Source organism: Priestia endophytica, from assembly GCF_026790145.1.
Lineage (GTDB): Bacteria > Bacillota > Bacilli > Bacillales > Bacillaceae_H > Bacillus_I > Bacillus_I endophytica_A.
In genome coordinates this window covers 366,716-385,477 of sequence record NZ_JALAMS010000001.1, presented here as the reverse complement: position 1 = coordinate 385,477, position 18,762 = coordinate 366,716, and the positions used below count along the sequence as shown (strand labels likewise).

Genomic DNA, 18,762 nt, shown 5'->3' with positions numbered 1-18,762 from the left:
CAACCTAATCTTAAATTTACGTGTTGACAAAATCTACAATCGTTGCTAGTATACTTTTCAAACAGTGTTATTTCATTTCCAACTTAAAATCACATATACTCTTATCAAGAGTTGGCTGAGGGAATTGGCCCTTTGACGCCCAGCAACCGACCATTTGTTCATTCTGTTTAAAATGAACGTAAAAGTGGCACGGTGCTACTTCCAACAGAAAGGATATCCTTTCTGAAAGATAAGAGGTTTGACCATATCTTCAAGCCTCTTTCATAAAGGAAAGGGGCTTTTTCATTGTTGAATAAGCACCCCTACTCCCTTTCACTTCTTAATTCCGATTAAACAAATCTATTTTGGAGGTTTACTTCTCTTATGACTTTTCAATTTGATGTTTATAAACCGTTAACAGAAGAAAGCGCTATATCTCTTTTAAAAGAACTTCATTTTTTTGCTGAAGATGAACATGTAACATGCCGTGAAATTGGCGATGGGAACCTTAACCTTGTTTTTCAAATGAGCACTCAAGGTAGCACGAAAAAATGGATTGTAAAGCAAGCTTTACCATACGCTAAAGTTGTGGGAGAAAGTTGGCCATTGACGCTGAAGCGAGCCAAAATTGAAAGCGAAGCTCTGTTACAATTTGCAAAATTCACCCCTCACCTTGTTCCTGAGGTATTATACAGTAATGAAACGCTCGCACTAACAATTATGGAGGATTTATCGCATCTTTCCATTGCAAGAACAGGACTTATTAAAGGTGAGTCTTATCCGAATTTAGGAAAAGATATTGGCACCTTTTTAGCTCACATTCTCTTTAAAACATCTGATTTAGGGTTGAGTCCAACTGAAAAGAAAGAAAAAGCACAGCAATTTTCAAACCCTGAGCTTTGTAAAATAACAGAAGACCTCGTTTTTACAGATCCATTCTTTGATCATGATACAAATGATTTTGAACCAGAACTATCAGAAAAAGTAGAACAACTTTGGAAAGAAGATGAACTTAAGCTTGAAGTAGCTAAATTGAAGAGACTGTTTTTAACAAATAGTGATGCCCTTATTCACGGTGATTTACATACAGGAAGTATTTTTGCTAGCGAGCATGAAACAAAAATTATCGATCCTGAATTTGCTTTTTATGGACCTTTTGGTTTTGACTTAGGGCATTTTATCGCAAATTTATTGTTTAATACACTCCGTCGTCCTCAAGCTCAAATTGAGCTTTTTGGCTTTATTCATGATACATGGGAAACTTTTTCGTCTGTATTTACGTCTCTTTGGAAAGAGGATAAAAACAATCCTTTTCTACAAGTTAACGGCTATCTTGACTATACACTCCAAACCGTTTGGCAAGATGCATTAGGTTTTGCAGGATGTGAAATAATTCGCCGAACAATTGGGCTTGCTCATGTAGCAGATCTTGATACGATCGAAGAAAGTGAACTTCGTATTCGTACAAAAGAGATTGCTTTAGACATAGGAAAATCTCTCATTTTAAATCGAGTAGAGATTAAAACTGTTCAAGACTTGCACGAGTTTTATATTGAAAATAATGAATTTTTAGGAAATAACGCTAGAACTGTTTAGAAAGGATGAAAGAAAAATGGCAATACCAAGATCGGTAGAATGGAAAGAGGATTCCATTAAAATTTTAAATCAACAACTTATTCCCAATTCTGTTGAATTTCTAACTTTAGAAACAATTGAAGATGTATGGGAAGCTATTAAAACTTTAAAAGTGCGTGGAGCACCAGCAATTGGAATTGCCGCTGCTTTTGGATTAGCCCTAGCTGGATCAAAATTTGAAGGAGAGGACTTACAAGAATTTCATACACACATTCGTGAAAAAAGCTTATACCTTGCTTCTTCTCGCCCAACGGCCGTTAATTTAACATGGGCCCTTCGTCGTTTACAAAATAAAATTGAGAATGCCGCTTCTGTCAATGAAGCAAAAACAAATCTTGTTCATGAGGCTATTTTGATTAGCGTTGAGGATGAAAATATCTGTTATAACATCGGACAGCATGCTTTGTCACTTTTTAATAAGAATGATTCTGTAATGACCATCTGTAATGCAGGGTCGATTGCCACCGCTTATTATGGTACAGCATTAGCTCCTTTCCATCTCGCAGCAGAAGTTGACTTCCCTATCCATGTATTTGCTTGTGAAACTCGCCCTCTCTTACAAGGTGCACGATTAACAACGTGGGAACTTTTACAAAGTGGGGTAAATGTTACGTTAATTACTGATAGCATGGCTGCACATACAATGAGAACAAAGAAAGTCGACGCTGTTATTGTTGGAGCCGACCGCATTTCTGCAAATGGAGATACAGCTAATAAAATCGGAACCTACGGATTAGCTATTTTGGCAAAACAGCATGGAATTCCATTTTATGTTGCGGCTCCTTTATCAACGTTCGATATTTCTCTTAAAAATGGAGATGAAATTCCAATTGAAGAACGAAAAGAGGAAGAAATCCTTAAAGTAGGAAATGAGTGGGTTGCACCTAAAAACACATCTGTTTATAATCCTGCTTTTGATGTGACTCCTGCAGAACTTATCTCAGGTATTATTACAGAACAAGGTATTATACATGGAACTGAATTCGATAAAATCCCTGACTTATTTACAACAAAAAGCTTATAAAAGAGAAGAAGCATTGCTGCTTCTTCTTTGTTTTTTACAGAAGTGTAACATTTCATTGTAGAAAACATATTCTTCTCTTCAACTGCTTATTATAATAATGAAATTTTTAAAAAGTGTAAGGAGGACAAGAAAGTGAAAAAAAATGAGAAAGAATTCACAGAATCCGAAAGCTCCATGCACGAAACAGATGAACAACAGTCTGTTGATCTCGTTTTTATAGAAGGACAAGGGTGGAAAGAAGAAGAAAGTGAATAAGCTAAGCGAATGTATCGCTTAGCTTTTATATTTTTACTGTGCCATTCTGAACTGTTAATCCTTCAACAGTTAACAGAAGTTCTTTTTGATGTATTTTATTTCCCGCATATCCTGTTAAAGAGGCATCCTTTCCTATTACACGGTGACACGGAATAATAATAGGCAAAGGATTAGCTCTATTAGCCCCGCCAACTGCTCTTACTGCTTTTGGACGCTGTACCTCTGCTGCGATATCACTGTAAGACCAGACGCTTCCATAAGGAATTTTTGATAATGTATTCCACACTTCCCGCTGAAATAGCGTACCTTTTTCAATGCACAGCGGTAAATTAAATGTTTGTCGTTCTCCTTTAAAATATTCCTCAAGCTGTTGCTTAGCAGTAAGCGCCCAACCCTGATTTTTAATTTCATCTTTTTCAATAACAAGCTCTTCTCCAATGGAAAGAGCTGTCACGCCTTTGTCGTTTGAACGGATGACAATATTGCCAAGCATCTCATGAACAAGGACGCTATAATATTTGTTCATTCTTTCTTATTCTCCTCACTTGGGTTGATTGGTAAGATGATGGAAAAAGTTGTGCCAAGTCCTATCTCACTATGAACGTCAATATAACCGCCATGTTCCTCAATAATTTTATACGACACCATAAGACCTAGTCCTGTACCTTTTTCTTTTGTTGTATAAAAAGGCTCGCCAAGACGCTTAATTCTCTCTTCAGGCATGCCTTCTCCTTCATCTTTAATAGAGACTACAATAAACTTTTCATCTTTAGCATGTACACTTACAGTTAGGGTACCACCTATAGGCATAACTTCCAACGCATTTTTCATAATGTTAATAAATACCTGTTTTAGCTGATTCGGTTCACAGTAAAGAAGCGGTAATAAAGGCTCAAATTCTGTATGAAACTGCACGTTTACAAGCGTTGCTTGTGCTGTTAATAAGTCCATTGTTTCTTGGACAATTTGAATAATATCTTTTTGCTCATGTTTAATTGCCTGAGGTTTTGCTAATACAAGAAAATCTGTAATAATATTTTCAATACGCTGAAGTTCTGACGTAATAACGTCAAAATATAGAGAAAAATCATCTTTCTCTTCATGATCAATACTATTTTGTAAAAGCTGAATAAATCCTTTCAATGCTGTCATTGGATTTCGGATTTCATGAGCAATTCCTGCGGCAAGCTGCCCTACAACTTGTAGGGTATCTGATTTTCGAATTTGCTCTTCCATCTCTTTCTTTTCAGTGACATCTCGTAGCATTGTCATATAGACCCCTGGAATAATATCTTTCTTCGTTGAATATTCAATGGTTCGCTTGCGACCGCTCTTCATTGTGTAAGTTAACTCACCTTCATGCTCTCTGTATTCCTTAAGAAATGATAAATGAACATCTAATATCTTTTTGTTTCCTTCATCTAGCAGGTTTCGCACGTTCAATGAGCATACTTCTTCTTTTGTTAATTCAACAAAATCACATAAAACAGAGTTAGCATCAATAATCTTTAAATTTTCATTCCAAAGCAGAACACCATCGACAGATCCATTGAAAATCGTTCTAAATTTTTGCTCACTTTCTCTTAACTCTTGTTCCATTTTCTTTCGTTCACTTATATTACGGAAAATAGTTAGATTATGGCCTTTTATAATACCTTGTTTTGCTGTAAACTCTAAATCTTTCTTTTCACCATTTGGCATATAAAAAGGCAGCTCTTCTCTTATCGCATTAAAATCATAAAAACGATTTGTAATTTCTTTTGTTTTTGGCTGTGATAAATCTAAAAATTCTTCAAGATTACTTCCGATAAGTTGATGAAGAGGAAGCTCAAATGTACGAGAGGAAGAAGGATTTGCATCTACAACTGTCCAATCTTCATTCCAAATAATAATGGCATCAACAGCGCTTTCAAAGATTTCTCTAAATTTCTTTTCACTTTTAGCTAGCTCTTGCTCCATGTCTCTCTTTTCTGTAACATCGCGCATAATAGACATATAATAATCACTATTAATATGAGCTGTTGTTGTAAAATCAAAGTACACTTCTTCTCCTTGCCTAGTTTGAATAGGAAGTTCTCCTTGTGATTTCCCATTCCTTTTTAGCGCATGCCAAAGACGCTCAATCTTATAATGATAAATCGGAAGAACAAGCTCACTTAATGTTTGAACAAGCAGTTCATTTTTAGTGTAGCCAATCCTTCGGCAAAGGGACGGATTCGCATCAATAATTCGCCCTTTCTTGTCAAAAATCAAAATACCATCAATCGCTTGATTAAAAATATCTTGAAACATTTCTTGACTAATAAACCGCTCATTTTCTAAGTTCTTTGTTTTTGTAATATCCCGAAACGTTGTCATTAAAATGGCATTTTCTCCATCATGCTTTTCTGACTGAAATTCAATATACTTTATTGAGCCATTCGGCAAATATAAGGGGCCCTCAAAATAAAAATGGTCTCCGCTTGTAAGAGAATAATCATACCGCTCTAATGCCTCACTTGACATCATTTCCAAAAAATCTCGCACATGAAGTGAGAGGAGCTCCTCTTTTGCACATTCAAACAAGCGACAGGCTGCTTGATTGACGTCTGTAACGCGCAAATCACCATTAAATACAATCATTGCATCCCGTGCTCTGTCAAATACGATTCTAAGCTGCTCCAATTCTGCTGTTTCATCTCGACTTTTCTCAGTTGCTTGAAGTGATCCTTCAGCCGACATAAACGTTGCTCCTTTCACACATATATAGTGACAGCTTTCTTATTATCTTATGGTTATTCTACATATTACTCCAAATTCCTCCTATCTATTTTTGAATAGACAGGAAAAGATGCTTGACTAGATTTCTCTAGCCAAGCATCTCTTTAACAGTCTTCAACAATAATATAGGTTGCTTTGACAGGACCATGAACACCAACGACAAGGTTCATTTCAATATCGGCTGAGTTACTCGGTCCTGTAATAAAATTAATGCAAGAAGAAATATCTTCTCCTCCTTCAACTTTTTGATGAATATACTGCGCAGCTTGCGTCATTCTCGGCACAATTGTACTCTTAGGAATAATAGCAATATATGTTGTAGGAAGAAGGCTAACTGAACGTCCCTTTCCTCCTCCGTTAAATAAAACAACCGTTCCTGATTCTGATAAAGTTATATCGCTAAACGTAATCCCAACATTAGCTTGTGCTGCTTTTTGGATATTCTCTTCTCGTTTATCCTTGTCCCATATATGAACATTTTGTCTATCTAGAAGGGAAGATAGGCCATATTGAGAAAAACGAGGGTCATCCCATACAATAACCTCTCCTCCTCCGTTTGTTTCAACTACTTTTTCCACTACTTCTTGCAAACTTATGGATAAGGTCCGAATACATTCTGTATGAATCTGTTCACAGTATTCTTCAAGATGATCTGCTAGTTCATCATTTGAAGCATCTTGAAAAACATATTGTTGGGGAGAGTGCGTCCATGTTGGACGTTCTATCTGTTTACTTCTTTTTCTTCCAAGCTGCTTAGCAATATCATTCAGGAAAGAATCTCTATTTTGAATTGTTCCATAGCTCATTTGTTTTCCCCCTTTCTTTCCTGAAACCAATCTCTGAATCGCTCTTTGTTTGGAGCTGGAAATTCTCGAATATTAGTCCAGGCTTTAAGCGGTCCAGGCCCTTTTGATATTTTTTCATCTGTTTTAAAAGGGCTTAGTGCAGACTTGGCCACCTTACCACCCAAATTATATAGTTTAGGAATTGATGCCCCTAACCCAAAGACTTTCATAGCCATCTTCTCTGAAATAGGAGCACGTCCCTCTCTTTCTACAATAACTTCTCTATGCTTATGCAAAAGTTCATGAAGCGGAATCTTAACAGGACATGCTTCTGTACATGCTGCACAAAGGGTAGAAGCATATGGAAGTTCTTTATAATCATCATAGCCACCTAAAAGTGGAGACAAAACAGCTCCTATTGGCCCTGGATAAATAGATCCATAGGAATGGCCACCAACATGTCGATAAACAGGACAAACATTTATACAAGCTGCACAGCGAATGCACTGTAAAACAGATTGAAATTCAGTTCCGAGAATGTTAGACCTTCCGTTGTCAACAATTACGAGATGAAATTCTTCCGGACCGTCTACATCTCCTTCACTTCTTGCACCTGTTAAAGCTGTAACATAGCTTGTTAAGCGTTGTCCAACAGCACTTCTTGTTAATAAACTAACAAGAACCTCAAATTCTTCAAATGTTGGCACAATCCTTTCCATTCCCATTACTGTGATCTGAGTTTTAGGAATACTCGAAACAAGCCGAGCGTTCCCTTCATTTGTAACAAGACCAATAGAGCCTGATTCTGCTATAGCAAAATTACATCCTGTAATTCCAATATCAGCTTTTAAAAATTCTTTGCGTAACATTTCACGCGCATGAAGTGCAAGTTCTTCTGGCTTCTCACTTTTCAAGTAAGACAACTTTTCCTTAAACACTTCGCGAATTTGTTCTTTATTTTTATGAAGAGCAGGTGCCACAATATGTGAGGGCGGATCGTGTTCATCTAGCTGAAGAATGTATTCTCCTAAATCTGTTTCAATCACTTCGCATCCTATACTCTCTAATCCTTCATTCATACTAATTTCTTCTGTTACCATTGACTTTGATTTCACAATCTTCTTAGCTTCTTTACGCTTTACAATATTTTGGATATACTTATTTGCTTCTTCACTTGTTTTAGCAAAAAAGACATTTCCGCCTCTTTTAGCAACATTATCACTTAGCATTTCTAAATAATAATCAAGGTGATCAAGCGTATGTTTCCGGATTTCTTCCCCTAGTGAACGCCATTCTTCCCAATGTCCAAGCTCTTGGGCTGCGTGTAAGCGTCTAGCTCTTAAACGTTCCTGAGCACTTGACACAGCGGAACGCATAAAATCATCTTGAAGGCCATCACCAACACGTTCTTTAAACTGCTTTTCTCCAATTTTCATCCCCATATGTTCTGCCTCCTTCTAATGGCTATTCAACACTTCTGCGATGTGAAGCACTTTAATTTCCTTTCCTCTCCGTTCTATCCTTCCGCCAATGTTCATCAAACAGCCACAGTCTCCACCAATTAAATAGTCTACTTCTGACTCGTCAATATGGTTGACTTTTTCATCTACCATTCTTTCAGAGATATCTCCCATTTTCACCGCAAATGTTCCACCGAAACCACAGCAGTTGTGTGCATTAACGAGCGGTTCAACTTCTAGACCTTCTACATGCTGTAAAAGTTTAAACGGGGCATCTCCAACTTTTAAAAGCCGAGTCATGTGACAAGAGGTATGGTAAGTCGCTTTTCCTTGTAGCCTTGCTCCTACATCCTCGACTCCTAATACTTCAACAATAAACTGAGTAAGCTCATACGTTTTAGCTGCTAAGCTCTCAGCTTTTTCACGCCACTCGCTGTCATTTTTAAAAACATAAGGATAGTCGCGAAACATCGTTGCACAAGATCCTGATGGTGTAACAACATACTGGGCATGCTCAAATGTCCGAATCATATTTTTCATTGCTTCTCGCGCTTCCTTGACGTATCCGCTATTATAAGCAGGCTGTCCACAACACACTTGCGTAGTCGGGAAATCAAGTTCACATCCTAATCTTTCTAAAAGCTCCACTGTTGCTTTTCCTACTTCTGTTTGAAACATGTCGACAAGGCACGTTGCAAATATGGATACTTTCATTTTTTACCCCTCCGTATTAAACAGGTCATCTGATGACTTATGTTTAACTTATTTAAATATAAGAATATTCACAATCTATATTTTACCATAATCGTACTGCTAATTTATGAATTAAGCTACTTTTTATATACTTTTACGTTCTTCTTTTTCATATACCCTTGTTTTTCTTGTTTGTAAAATGATGGTGATAATGAGTCCTGCTACTATTCCTCCAAATAATAGAGTACCAATATTAAAACCAATTCCATATAGAATCATATACCCTGCTGCTCCTGTAATGAAGACGTAGAAAGTCATCGGTAAAAGAAGCATGCGAATCAGGGAACCTTCTTTTCCACCTAAACCTGCCGCAGCTGATGCAGCTACAACATTATGCACACATATCATATTCCCAGCAGCTCCCCCTACAGCCTGCAAAGCAACAACAACGCTTGGAGTTGCGCCAATATTGTCTGCTACTCCAAATTGAAAAAGAGCAAACATCATATTGCTGATTGTATTACTTCCAGCTACAAAAGCTCCAAGTGCCCCTATTGCTGGTGAAATTAGAGGCCAGTTCTCATTGAAAACTCCTGAAATCCCCTCTGCTATTGTTAGCGGCATACTCATATATCCTTCTAAACTTCCTCCTGTATTAATAAAAACTTGAACCATTGGCACGGAAAAGATTAAAGTAACCATAGCAGCACTTACTGTCTTTCCTGATTCCCCTATTGCTTTTTTAGCACGTTTCCATTCCATCTTATGAAGAAAGAATACGATAATGCTTGTAAGTAAAAACACAACTCCAGGAATATTAAGCGGAACTGTAGAAAAACCAATTTCACTTCCAAATAAATGGTCTATTCCCACTTCCCAACTTTTCAACCAAGAGGAGAATGGCAAAAAGTTAACTCTTGTCATAACTAAAAGCACAGCTACAATAATATAAGGAACCCACGCTAAAAGGGGTGAAATAAAACGACCAGGCTTTTCACTTTTTATTTGTAGCGTTCCGCTCCATTCTTTATTCCATTTTTCCTTATGTTCAAAATCCCAAGCTTCTTTTGGTACAAACAAACCTTTTTTAACTGCAGGAATTACAATGGCTAGTCCAACAAGTCCTCCAATAAGGGAAGGAAACTCAGGACCTAGAAAGACCGCTACAAGCATATATGGAACCGTAAATGAAAGTCCTGCAAAAAGAGCAAACTTCCAAACTGCAAAACCTTCTCTAAATGATTTTTTCTTACCAAAAAATTTCGTAAGCATAGCAGCTAAGAAAAGTGGGATAAAAATTCCTGCAATACTATGGATGATTGCTACTTGACCTCCAAGATCAATAAGATAGCGCTCATATGTTGTACCAAGAGTTGCAATATGCTTATCAACAAGCTCTGAACCGCTTAATCCTGTTCCAACTCCTGTTAAAATTGGCGTTCCAACTGCTCCGAAAGAAACAGGTGTTGATTGAATAATAAGGGCTACCATTACAGCTGCAAGTGCAGGAAATCCAACGGCTACAAGAAGTGGAGCAATAACAGTTGCTGGTGATCCCCACCCTGCTGCTCCTTCTAAAAATGAGCCAAAAAACCAGGCGATAATGATTGCCTGAATACGCCGATCAGGCGTAATTCCCATAAAACCTCGACGAATCGTATATACTGCTCCACTTTCCTTCAACATATTTAAAAGAAGAATAGCTCCAAAAACGATAACACCAACTTCAAGAGCAGATACAACTCCCTTTACACTTGCAGCCAAAATATCTGTCAGCGGCACCTTCCATACTCCATAGCTCATTACTGCTGTAATGAGTAAGGATAAAGGCATTGCCTTATTTGCTGGCCAACGCAAAACAACAAGAAACAAGAAAACTGAAAAAATAGGTACAACCGCTAGCAGTGATAGCATCCCCATGCTCATTGCTAAATTCCTCCCTCTCCTTATAACATACGGTCATCAGATGACCAAACGTAATCATATATAATTATATTAGAAAACGCTTACAAAAAACAATACTTAAAAATGATTTTTCCTTTTTATTCTAAAAATATATGAATGGGAAATAATGAGAAGAAATGAAGGTTCTTTTCTTCTCATTATCTATCCTATTTTCTTTTTTTAGCTATAGCATCGTTAAGCTTTTATGAATGATATAAAATCGTTATAATAAAACTAGGCTATTAAGGAGGGTTCTCGTATATTTATGGAAAACAATCAACCCCAGTTGAAGAACAACTTAATTTCAAAAGCAATTGATTACACACGTGTGGGTGTCGTTATTACAGATCCTTCACTTCCTGATAATCCTATTGTTTATACAAACCAGGCATTTTTGAATCTAACAGGCTATGGTGAAGAAGATGTTATCGGAAGAAATTGTCGTTTCCTACAAGGAGAAGCTACAAATAGAGAAACAGTTCAAGAAGTTAGAAAAGCCATTCAACAAAAAAAACCAATATCTATTGAAATCCAAAACTATCGAAAAGATGGAAGTAGGTTTTGGAATGAGCTTGCGATTGATCCTGTTTATTCTGAGGAAAATCAAAAATGGTATTTTGTTGGAATACAAAAAGATATTACGGTGCAAGAAAACTATAAACAGCTTCTAGAAAAAGCATTAAAAGAACTAACTATTCTCTCAACCCCAATTGTTCCAATTGCTGAGAAAATCTCTGTTCTTCCTATTATCGGAACACTTACAGAAGAACGCTATGAAGAAATGATTAACCAAGTAAGTCATTACTTAACGACTGCTAAAGATGATGTTCTTGTGATGGATTTATCAGGTCTTATTGGGATTGATACACATGCGGCCCATAAAATCTTTAAGTTTCATGAACTTCTCAAATTAATGGGAACAGATCTCATTTTAACTGGAATAAAGCCGGAGCTTGCTATCAAAACAGAACAACTCAATCTTGATTTTTCATCCCTTCAAACGTTCCTAAATGTAAAGGATGCAATCAAACAGCTTAAAAGTTGAAAAAACCAGCGAAGAGTTACTTCTCCGCTGGTTTTTTTATTTCTTCCAGAAGTCATCATAAACAGTAATTGGTAGATGACGTTTATGCTCTGTTTTAAGGAAATGTGCTTGAATTTTCTCTGCTGCTTCTTTTCCTACGTCTTTTCCTTCTAGATAATCATCAATTTGATCGTATGTGACACCAAGTGCTTCTTCATCAGGAAGCTGTGGGCGATCTTCTTCAAGATCTGCTGTGGGCTTCTTATTATAAAGATGCTCTGGACAGCCTAGCTCTTTTAACAGCATCTTACCTTGACGTTTGTTTAAACGAAATAGAGGGACAAGATCCGCGCCACCGTCACCATATTTTGTATAGAAACCTGTGACAGCTTCAGCAGAATGATCTGTTCCAATTACAACTCCGCTATACATACCCGCAATTGTATATTGAGCAATCATACGCTGCCTTGCCTTCACATTCCCTTTGTTAAAGTCAGAAACTGAATCACCAGTATCTGTTTCAACAGCAACAAGCATTTGATCAACAGCGCCTTTAATATTCACTGTAACTGTACGGCTAGGTTGAATAAATTTAAGCGCATCTTGACAATCTTCTTCATCCATTTGTGTTCCATATGGAAGACGAACTGCGATAAACTCATACTTTCCTTCTCCAACTTCTTCATTTAGCTCGTCTACTGCCATCTGAGCAAGTTTTCCTGCTAATGTAGAGTCTTGTCCACCAGAGATTCCTAAGACAAATGTTTTTAAAAAGTCATATTGTTTCATATAGTCTTTTAAAAAGTCTACACTCTTACGAATTTCTTCTTGTACATCGATAGATGGTTTTGTATCCATTTCTTCAATAATACGTTTTTGTAAATCACTCATAGTTTTCTTAACTCCCCTTCCAGCTTTTCACGATAGTTCTTATTAATGTTCCCTATTTCTTTTGTAACACATTGGAAAGTTTTTTAAACTCATTAACGAGTTTGCATGACTCTTGTCGCTTCTCTGCGCGTTTCCTCAATATTGTGCATTTTGTTCTGCCAACATTCTGTGCTTAAATCAACTGGATATTCTGTTGGTCTTGATACATCTTCATCTGATTTTGAGATAATTTTATAATCGTCCCACAAATATTGGAGATTCTGCAAACAGTACGCTCTCATTTGTTCAATGGACGGCTCTTTATAAATAAGCTCGCCTCCAGCAAAGATGTTTTGATGAATGTTTGTTGCTCTAAAGTCTGTAACATATTTACTTACATGCGTATGTACAGGATGGAACATTTTTAAATGATCTTCTTCGTTTGGCTTTTCATTTTCCATTGCAATGTAATCGCCTTCCCATTTTCCATTCATCGTATTTGCAATACGATATACGCTTTTTAAACCTGGAGTTGAAATTTTCTCTGGGTTTTCTGACAGCTTAATTGTATCTACCATATTCCCGTTTTCATCTTCAATTGAAACAAGCTTATATACAGCTCCTAATGCTGGCTGTTGATAAGAGGTAATCAGCTTTGTTCCAACCCCCCAGCCATCAATCTTAGCTCCTTGAGCTTTTAAATCTGTGATGGAATATTCATCAAGATCGTTTGAAGCGAAGATTTTCGCATTTGGAAACCCTGCTTCATCAAGCATTGCTCGAGCCTGTTTCGACAAATATTGAAGCTTTCCACTATCAAGTCGGATGCCAATAAAGTTAATACGGTCACCCATTTCTTTTGCAACGCGAATAGCGTTTGGCACGCCAGAGCGAAGCGTATTATATGTGTCAACTAAAAATACACAGTCTTTATGCGTTTCAGCATAATGTTTGAAAGCTTCATACTCATTACGATACACTTGAACAAGGGCATGTGCATGAGTACCTGAAACAGGGATGCCGAAGATCTTTCCAGCGCGCAAATTACTTGTTGAATCAAACCCACCAATATAGGCTGCTCTTGTTCCATAAAGAGCGGCATCTAATTCATGAGCCCGTCTTGAGCCAAATTCCATAAGCGCTGGCGCATTTTCTCCTTCAATAAGCGTGTCTGCTCCTACAGCTAACCTGATGCGTGATGCTTTTGTCGCAATAAGGGGATGGAAGTTTAAAATATTAAGAAGCGGCGTTTCAATAAGCTGTCCTTGTAAAAGAGGAGCATCAATTCGCATAATTGGCTCATTGGCAAAAATAATCTCTCCTTCTACAACAGACTGAACGTCTCCAGAAAAACGTACGCCCTTCAAATAATCAATAAACTCTTCCTCAAATCCTAGTACATTATATAAATAATCAAGATCTGTCTCACTAAAACGAAAATTTGCTAAATAATCAATTACGCGTTCAAGACCCGCAAAAACCGCATATCCTCCCCCAAAAGGCATTTTGCGGAAAAACGTTTCAAAAACAGCTCGACGATTGTGCATATTGTTTTTGAAATACGATTTCGCCATATTAATTTCATATAAATCTGTATGAAGTGCTAAACTATCATCCTGGTAGCATTTACCCATTTCCTGTTCCTCCACCGACAATTGGTTATTTTCGTTCACATAATTCATGGTGAGTGCAACCTATTTCCTCTATAATTAGAAGAATGCTAAACTTGCTACTATATAAAAAAGCTGAACTCTTTTTAAAGCGAACTAATTCTATTATTTTTCCCACATGCTATTTTACTTCTCCTCAACAACATTTTCTAGTAAAACAGCTTCAACACTCATTAAATGAGAAATCATTAAATCTTGGGCTCGCCTAACATCCATTGCTTCAATAGCCTTATAAATTTGCATATGCTCATCATAAAGGCGCTGAGAAGTGGTTTCTTTAGAATACAGCCATACTCTCCTTGTTTCCCTCATTGATTGAAGCATCATTTCCCCTACATTGTTCATAAGTCCTACTAAAAGGGGGTTTTGAGAAGCTTTCGCAACAGCAAGATGAAATTGAAAATCAGCTTTCTCACCAAGTTCCTCATCACCAACAGAATTCAGCATTTTTTCTAATATGTTTTTCATATTTATTAAATCTTCTTCTGTTCGCTTTGATGCTGCAGCCCCTGATGCCCCAACTTCCAGCACTTTTCGAACTTCTAGCAAGTTTTCAATATCTTCTTTCTTCATAAGAACGGCTGTTGTAATAGGGAGAGAAATCATAGATGGATCAAATTCCCTGACAAAGGTTCCTTCACCTTGTCTCATTTCAATAAGTCCCATTGCTCTTAAGGCACTTAGTGCTTCTCGAATAGCAGAACGGCCAACTTGAAAGTTTTCAGCAAGCTGCCATACAGAATCTAACTTATCACCAGGTTTCAAATCCCCATTTTTTATATTTAAAAGCAGCTCTTCTGCTACTTGTTCATAAATTTTCCTTGGTTTAATTTTTTTATATTCCAAAGCCGTCACCTCTGCCTTGTTACTGCCCTTATTGTAACGAAAACATGTCCATCATACAATCACCACTTAAAGTAAGAAGGAAAGATGATTGCACGTATAGAAAACATCGTTACAAGGCTAAAATGTGATAAAATGAACTATTGATAGGAATTAGTTTACCATTTGTCAACGCGAATTTCACCCTAATTCTAAGGAGGAGTTTCTTTCTTGTGAACATTATTGTCGCAACATTAAATGCTAAATTCATTCATACCAACCTTGCGCTACGCTATTTGAAAGCGTATGCAGAACCTGATTATACAGTGGAAATGGCTGAATATACCATTAAAGATCCTCCAATGAACATTGTGACTGATCTTTACCAAAAGAAACCTGATATTATCGGATTCAGCTGCTACATTTGGAATATTGAAGAAACCATTAAAGTAATAAGCATGATTAAAAAAATTAGTCCCCACACTAAAATTATTTTAGGTGGCCCTGAAGTAACCTATGATGTTACATATTGGCTTGATCGACTTTCTGATGTTGATTTTATTGTTATTGGTGAAGGAGAAAAAACGTTTAAACATCTTCTTGATGAACTTCATGGGCAAGAAAACTTCACAGATGTGAGCGGGATTGCATTTAAAAAGAATGGAAGCTACCATATAAGCCCACAGCGTAATAAAGTAGATTTGCGTGAAATGCCTTCTCCATACCGGTTTGAAGAAGATATTGAAAATCTTTCAAAGCGCGTCGTGTACATTGAGACAAGCCGTGGTTGCCCCTTTAGCTGTCAGTTTTGTCTTTCTTCTATTGAAGTTGGCGTGCGTTATTTTGATCGAGAAAAAGTGAAAGACGATATTCGTTATCTTATGAAAAATGGAGCCAAAACGATTAAGTTCGTAGACCGTACCTTTAACATTAGCAGAAGCTACGCAATGGAAATGTTCCAGTTTTTAATTGATGAGCATATACCAGGAACAGTTTTCCAATTCGAAATAACAGCAGATATTATGAGGCCTGAAGTTATTCAGTTTTTAAATGATAATGCTCCAAAAGGACTGTTTCGCTTTGAGATTGGCGTTCAATCTACAAACGATTCAGTTAATGAACTTGTAAAGAGAAAACAAAACTTTGCTAAACTTACAAGAACAGTTACCATGGTGAAAGAAGGAAGAAAAGTTGATCAGCACTTAGACTTAATTGCAGGACTCCCGGATGAAAATTACGAATCTTTTCGCAATACGTTTAATGATGTTTTTCAACTTCATCCAGAAGAGCTTCAGCTTGGCTTTTTAAAATTGCTGAGAGGAACAGGACTGCGCCTAGAGGCTTCAAAATATGGATATGTGTATATGGATCAAGCTCCTTATGAAATGCTCTCAAACAATGTTCTTTCTTTTGATGAAGTTGTACGTATTAAACAAGTAGAAGATATTTTAGAAAAGTATTGGAATGCCCATCGTATGGATGAAACCATTCATTACTTAGTGAATCACCATTATGAAACCCCATTTGATTTCTTCCAAAGATTTGGAACGTTCTGGGAGGAAAAAGGCTGGAGTCGTATTGGTCATCAGCTTGAAGATTTATTTAAACGTCTTCAAGAATATTTACTAACTGAAGATTTTCCTGAAGAAGACGTAGTACTAGGATTTATGAAAATAGACTATTTAGCAAACCAGCGCTACAAGCCAAGAAAGCCTTGGTGGCCCTCTAGTGTAGCAAAAGATCATCGTTCAAAGTATTACCAACAAATATTGCAAAATCCGCTCCTACTAGGCAAAGAATTTCAGGAAGAGAAACTTGATGAAAAAGATTTGTACAAGCATACTGTTCTTGAAGTTTTACCATTTGATTACACTAAATATCAAAAAACAGGGGTTTTAACAAAACAAAAAACGCTTGTAATGGTGTATTATGATCAAAAACAACAGAAAACAAAACTATATATGAGCACGATTGATTCCTTCAATTTATCGAGCGTAGGATAATTAAAAAGAAGCAGCACGCTGCTTCTTTTACTTTTTCTTACGTTCGCACTCTGCTTTTCGTTCAATGCTTCCTTCATAAGGCTTCATAAAGTTATAGTCCCCAAGCTCAGGACCAAATTCTTCATGCATAGCACTTTCTTTTTCATCTCTTGAACGTTTTTCATTCTTATTCATCATGAAAACTCCCTTTTTTACCTTTTCGGCCTTTCTTAGAGTTACGATTTGCTGCTTTGTGGCTGTCTTCTCCACTATACTCTGCAGAGAATTCAGTGTCTGGCATACTTTCAGTTGGAGTTTGATTGTTCGTCTTTGCTGCATCAAAAGAAACTTTACGCTTTGGCATTTTTTCACCTTCTTTTTTAGATTCTACTTTTAGTTTGGAGCAGTGAAGAGGAAATCATAAGATGAAATAAATAGAAAAAAGCCGAAAAAAGAAGCTCTCTTTTTTCGGCTTTTTTTATCCAATAATAACTCGTTCTTTCGGATAATGGAAATCAGGTTGAGCACCTTTTCCTCTTAAAATAAACAAGCAAAGTAAAATCCCAACGCGACCAATAAACATTAAAATCATAATAATAATCTTGCCAATATTACTCAAGTCTCCTGTAATCCCTGTTGAAAGCCCTGTTGTCCCAAAAGCTGAACAAACTTCAAACATAATATTTACAAGCGGAAACGGCTCAAGGACGCTTAATATAATGACTGAAATAGAGCAAAGTCCAACTCCTATAATTGTTACAACAAGTGATTTTATAATATCTTCTTCATGCAACTCTCTTTTAAAGATACGAACTTGCTTTTTTCCAAGTGCGTAGTTATATATAAACAGGATATTAAGAGCAAATGTTGTTGTTCGAATACCTCCTCCTACTGAACTTGGAGAAGCCCCAATAAACATGAGCGCACTTAAAACAAGAAGAGTTGAAGTTGTGAACTCTGAAACGTCCATTGTAGCAAGTCCACCACTTCTTGTTGAAGATGACTGAAAAAGAGCATAGAAAAAACTTTTATGCCATGATTCTCCTTTTAAGAAATGATTTCCTTCAAGGAGAAGAATAACAATCGTACCAATCACAAGAAGTAAAAGAAACATAGAAGACGTAAGCTTTGTAAAAAGCGAGAAGCGGAATTTTCGCTTTGATTTTACGTTTAAAAAAAATTGTTTAATCTCAATTAAAACAGGAAAACCAATAGCTCCAAGTGCAATAAGGAAGATATGAATCATTTGCACATAGTAATCATCTGCATATGGAACGAGAGAGTTCCCTGTAATGTCGAAGCCTGCATTTGTTGTCGCACTAACAGACGAGAAAAGCCCTCTTAACAGCGCTTCAGGAAGACTGTGATAATAATATAGATAGAAATGAATCCCTAAAAGAAGAGCACCAATCAACTCAACAATAATAATGATAAATAAGATTTGTCTCATTAAGTTTACTAATCCTGATAAATTCGATTGATTTTGATCAGTCATAATAAGCTGGCGCTGTTTCAGTCCAATCTTCTTTCTTGCGATCAACCAAATAAACGTGCTCAACATCATGACACCAAGACCACCAAATTGAAATACAAACATCAATATAAACATTCCTGTTGTGCCGAACGTATCAACTGTTGAGATGGGAGAAAGTCCTGTTACACTCACGGCGCTGATCGCTACAAAAAGAGTATCAATTGTTGCAACATGTACTCCTTGTTTATGAGCAATTGGTAGACTCAATAGCAAAAAAGAAATGGTGACTGCCACTATGTAAAAAAGCACAATAATTTGTGCAGGTGAAAATTCCCGTACAGTTTTATTATATTTTCTTAATAACATTTTTTGACCTTCTTTCTTC

Annotated in this window: 17 protein-coding genes and 1 riboswitch; of the genes, 5 read left to right on the top strand and 12 right to left on the bottom strand. The window is 36.8% G+C overall.

Going from position 1 to position 18,762, the window contains the following annotated elements:
• Positions 1–98 precede the first annotated feature (98 nt).
• Positions 99–236, top strand: a riboswitch (SAM riboswitch).
• Positions 237–363: 127 nt separating this feature from the next.
• The 3 genes from mtnK to MOC86_RS01945 all read left to right on the top strand — a co-directional run bounded on the left by mtnK (position 364) and on the right by MOC86_RS01945 (position 2,893).
• The gene (gene mtnK / locus MOC86_RS01955; RefSeq protein ID WP_268582506.1) at positions 364–1,575 is read left to right on the top strand and encodes an S-methyl-5-thioribose kinase; all 1,212 of its coding nucleotides are present in this window, start codon (positions 364–366) and stop codon (positions 1,573–1,575) included.
• A gap of 16 nt (positions 1,576–1,591) precedes the next feature.
• On the top strand, positions 1,592–2,638 hold the full coding sequence (gene mtnA, locus MOC86_RS01950; RefSeq protein ID WP_268582505.1) for an S-methyl-5-thioribose-1-phosphate isomerase: 1,047 nt from the start codon (positions 1,592–1,594) through the stop codon (positions 2,636–2,638).
• Between the two features lie 132 nt (positions 2,639–2,770).
• A complete protein-coding gene (locus MOC86_RS01945) occupies positions 2,771–2,893 on the top strand; it encodes a hypothetical protein (protein WP_019392904.1) in 123 nt (40 codons plus the stop codon).
• 25 nt (positions 2,894–2,918) lie between these two features.
• On the opposite strand, the gene MOC86_RS01940 is transcribed toward MOC86_RS01945, so the two are convergent.
• The 6 genes from MOC86_RS01940 to MOC86_RS01915 form a co-directional block, all read right to left on the bottom strand.
• Complete coding sequence (locus tag MOC86_RS01940; RefSeq protein WP_268582504.1) at positions 2,919–3,419, bottom strand: methylated-DNA--[protein]-cysteine S-methyltransferase; 501 nt, start codon at positions 3,417–3,419, stop codon at positions 2,919–2,921.
• Positions 3,416–5,614, bottom strand: a complete 2,199-nt coding sequence (locus MOC86_RS01935; protein WP_268582503.1) for a PAS domain-containing sensor histidine kinase — start codon at positions 5,612–5,614, stop codon at positions 3,416–3,418. Before MOC86_RS01935 ends, MOC86_RS01940 begins: the two co-directional genes overlap by 4 nt.
• A gap of 143 nt (positions 5,615–5,757) precedes the next feature.
• Positions 5,758–6,459, bottom strand: a complete 702-nt coding sequence (locus MOC86_RS01930) for a LutC/YkgG family protein (RefSeq protein ID WP_268582502.1) — start codon at positions 6,457–6,459, stop codon at positions 5,758–5,760.
• Positions 6,456–7,880 (bottom strand): LutB/LldF family L-lactate oxidation iron-sulfur protein, encoded by a 1,425-nt coding sequence (locus MOC86_RS01925; protein ID WP_268582501.1) that lies wholly within the window; start codon positions 7,878–7,880, stop codon positions 6,456–6,458. Before MOC86_RS01925 ends, MOC86_RS01930 begins: the two co-directional genes overlap by 4 nt.
• Before the next feature lie 15 nt (positions 7,881–7,895).
• Entirely contained in the window at positions 7,896–8,612 is a 717-nt protein-coding gene (locus MOC86_RS01920; RefSeq protein ID WP_268582500.1) for a (Fe-S)-binding protein, read from the bottom strand.
• A gap of 123 nt (positions 8,613–8,735) precedes the next feature.
• Complete coding sequence (locus MOC86_RS01915; protein WP_268582499.1) at positions 8,736–10,517, bottom strand: L-lactate permease; 1,782 nt, start codon at positions 10,515–10,517, stop codon at positions 8,736–8,738.
• 283 nt (positions 10,518–10,800) lie between these two features.
• Here MOC86_RS01915 and MOC86_RS01910 point away from each other — a divergent pair, with 283 nt between their 5' ends.
• On the top strand, positions 10,801–11,580 hold the full coding sequence (locus MOC86_RS01910) for a PAS domain-containing protein (protein WP_268582498.1): 780 nt from the start codon (positions 10,801–10,803) through the stop codon (positions 11,578–11,580).
• Between the two features lie 36 nt (positions 11,581–11,616).
• Here MOC86_RS01910 and nadE read toward each other — a convergent pair whose 3' ends face one another.
• The 3 genes from nadE to MOC86_RS01895 form a co-directional block, all read right to left on the bottom strand.
• Positions 11,617–12,450: an ammonia-dependent NAD(+) synthetase gene (nadE, locus tag MOC86_RS01905; protein WP_243513983.1), complete on the bottom strand. Its 834-nt coding sequence runs from the start codon at positions 12,448–12,450 to the stop codon at positions 11,617–11,619.
• 92 nt (positions 12,451–12,542) lie between these two features.
• On the bottom strand, positions 12,543–14,063 hold the full coding sequence (locus MOC86_RS01900; RefSeq protein WP_243513988.1) for a nicotinate phosphoribosyltransferase: 1,521 nt from the start codon (positions 14,061–14,063) through the stop codon (positions 12,543–12,545).
• A 162-nt stretch (positions 14,064–14,225) separates the two neighbouring features.
• Positions 14,226–14,945, bottom strand: a complete 720-nt coding sequence (locus tag MOC86_RS01895; RefSeq protein ID WP_326847700.1) for a FadR/GntR family transcriptional regulator — start codon at positions 14,943–14,945, stop codon at positions 14,226–14,228.
• Between the two features lie 209 nt (positions 14,946–15,154).
• Here MOC86_RS01895 and MOC86_RS01890 point away from each other — a divergent pair, with 209 nt between their 5' ends.
• Positions 15,155–16,924: a B12-binding domain-containing radical SAM protein gene (locus MOC86_RS01890; protein ID WP_268582497.1), complete on the top strand. Its 1,770-nt coding sequence runs from the start codon at positions 15,155–15,157 to the stop codon at positions 16,922–16,924.
• Between the two features lie 27 nt (positions 16,925–16,951).
• On the opposite strand, the gene MOC86_RS01885 is transcribed toward MOC86_RS01890, so the two are convergent.
• The 3 genes from MOC86_RS01885 to MOC86_RS01875 all read right to left on the bottom strand — a co-directional run bounded on the left by MOC86_RS01885 (position 16,952) and on the right by MOC86_RS01875 (position 18,743).
• Positions 16,952–17,098: a hypothetical protein gene (locus tag MOC86_RS01885; protein ID WP_019392892.1), complete on the bottom strand. Its 147-nt coding sequence runs from the start codon at positions 17,096–17,098 to the stop codon at positions 16,952–16,954.
• Entirely contained in the window at positions 17,091–17,267 is a 177-nt protein-coding gene (locus tag MOC86_RS01880) for a hypothetical protein (protein ID WP_019392891.1), read from the bottom strand. The genes MOC86_RS01885 and MOC86_RS01880 overlap by 8 nt, the downstream gene beginning before the upstream one ends.
• 114 nt (positions 17,268–17,381) lie before the next feature.
• Positions 17,382–18,743 carry a TrkH family potassium uptake protein gene (locus MOC86_RS01875; RefSeq protein WP_268582496.1) on the bottom strand — a complete coding sequence of 454 codons (1,362 nt, stop codon included), beginning with the start codon at positions 18,741–18,743 and terminating at the stop codon, positions 17,382–17,384.
• Positions 18,744–18,762: the final 19 nt, after the last annotated feature.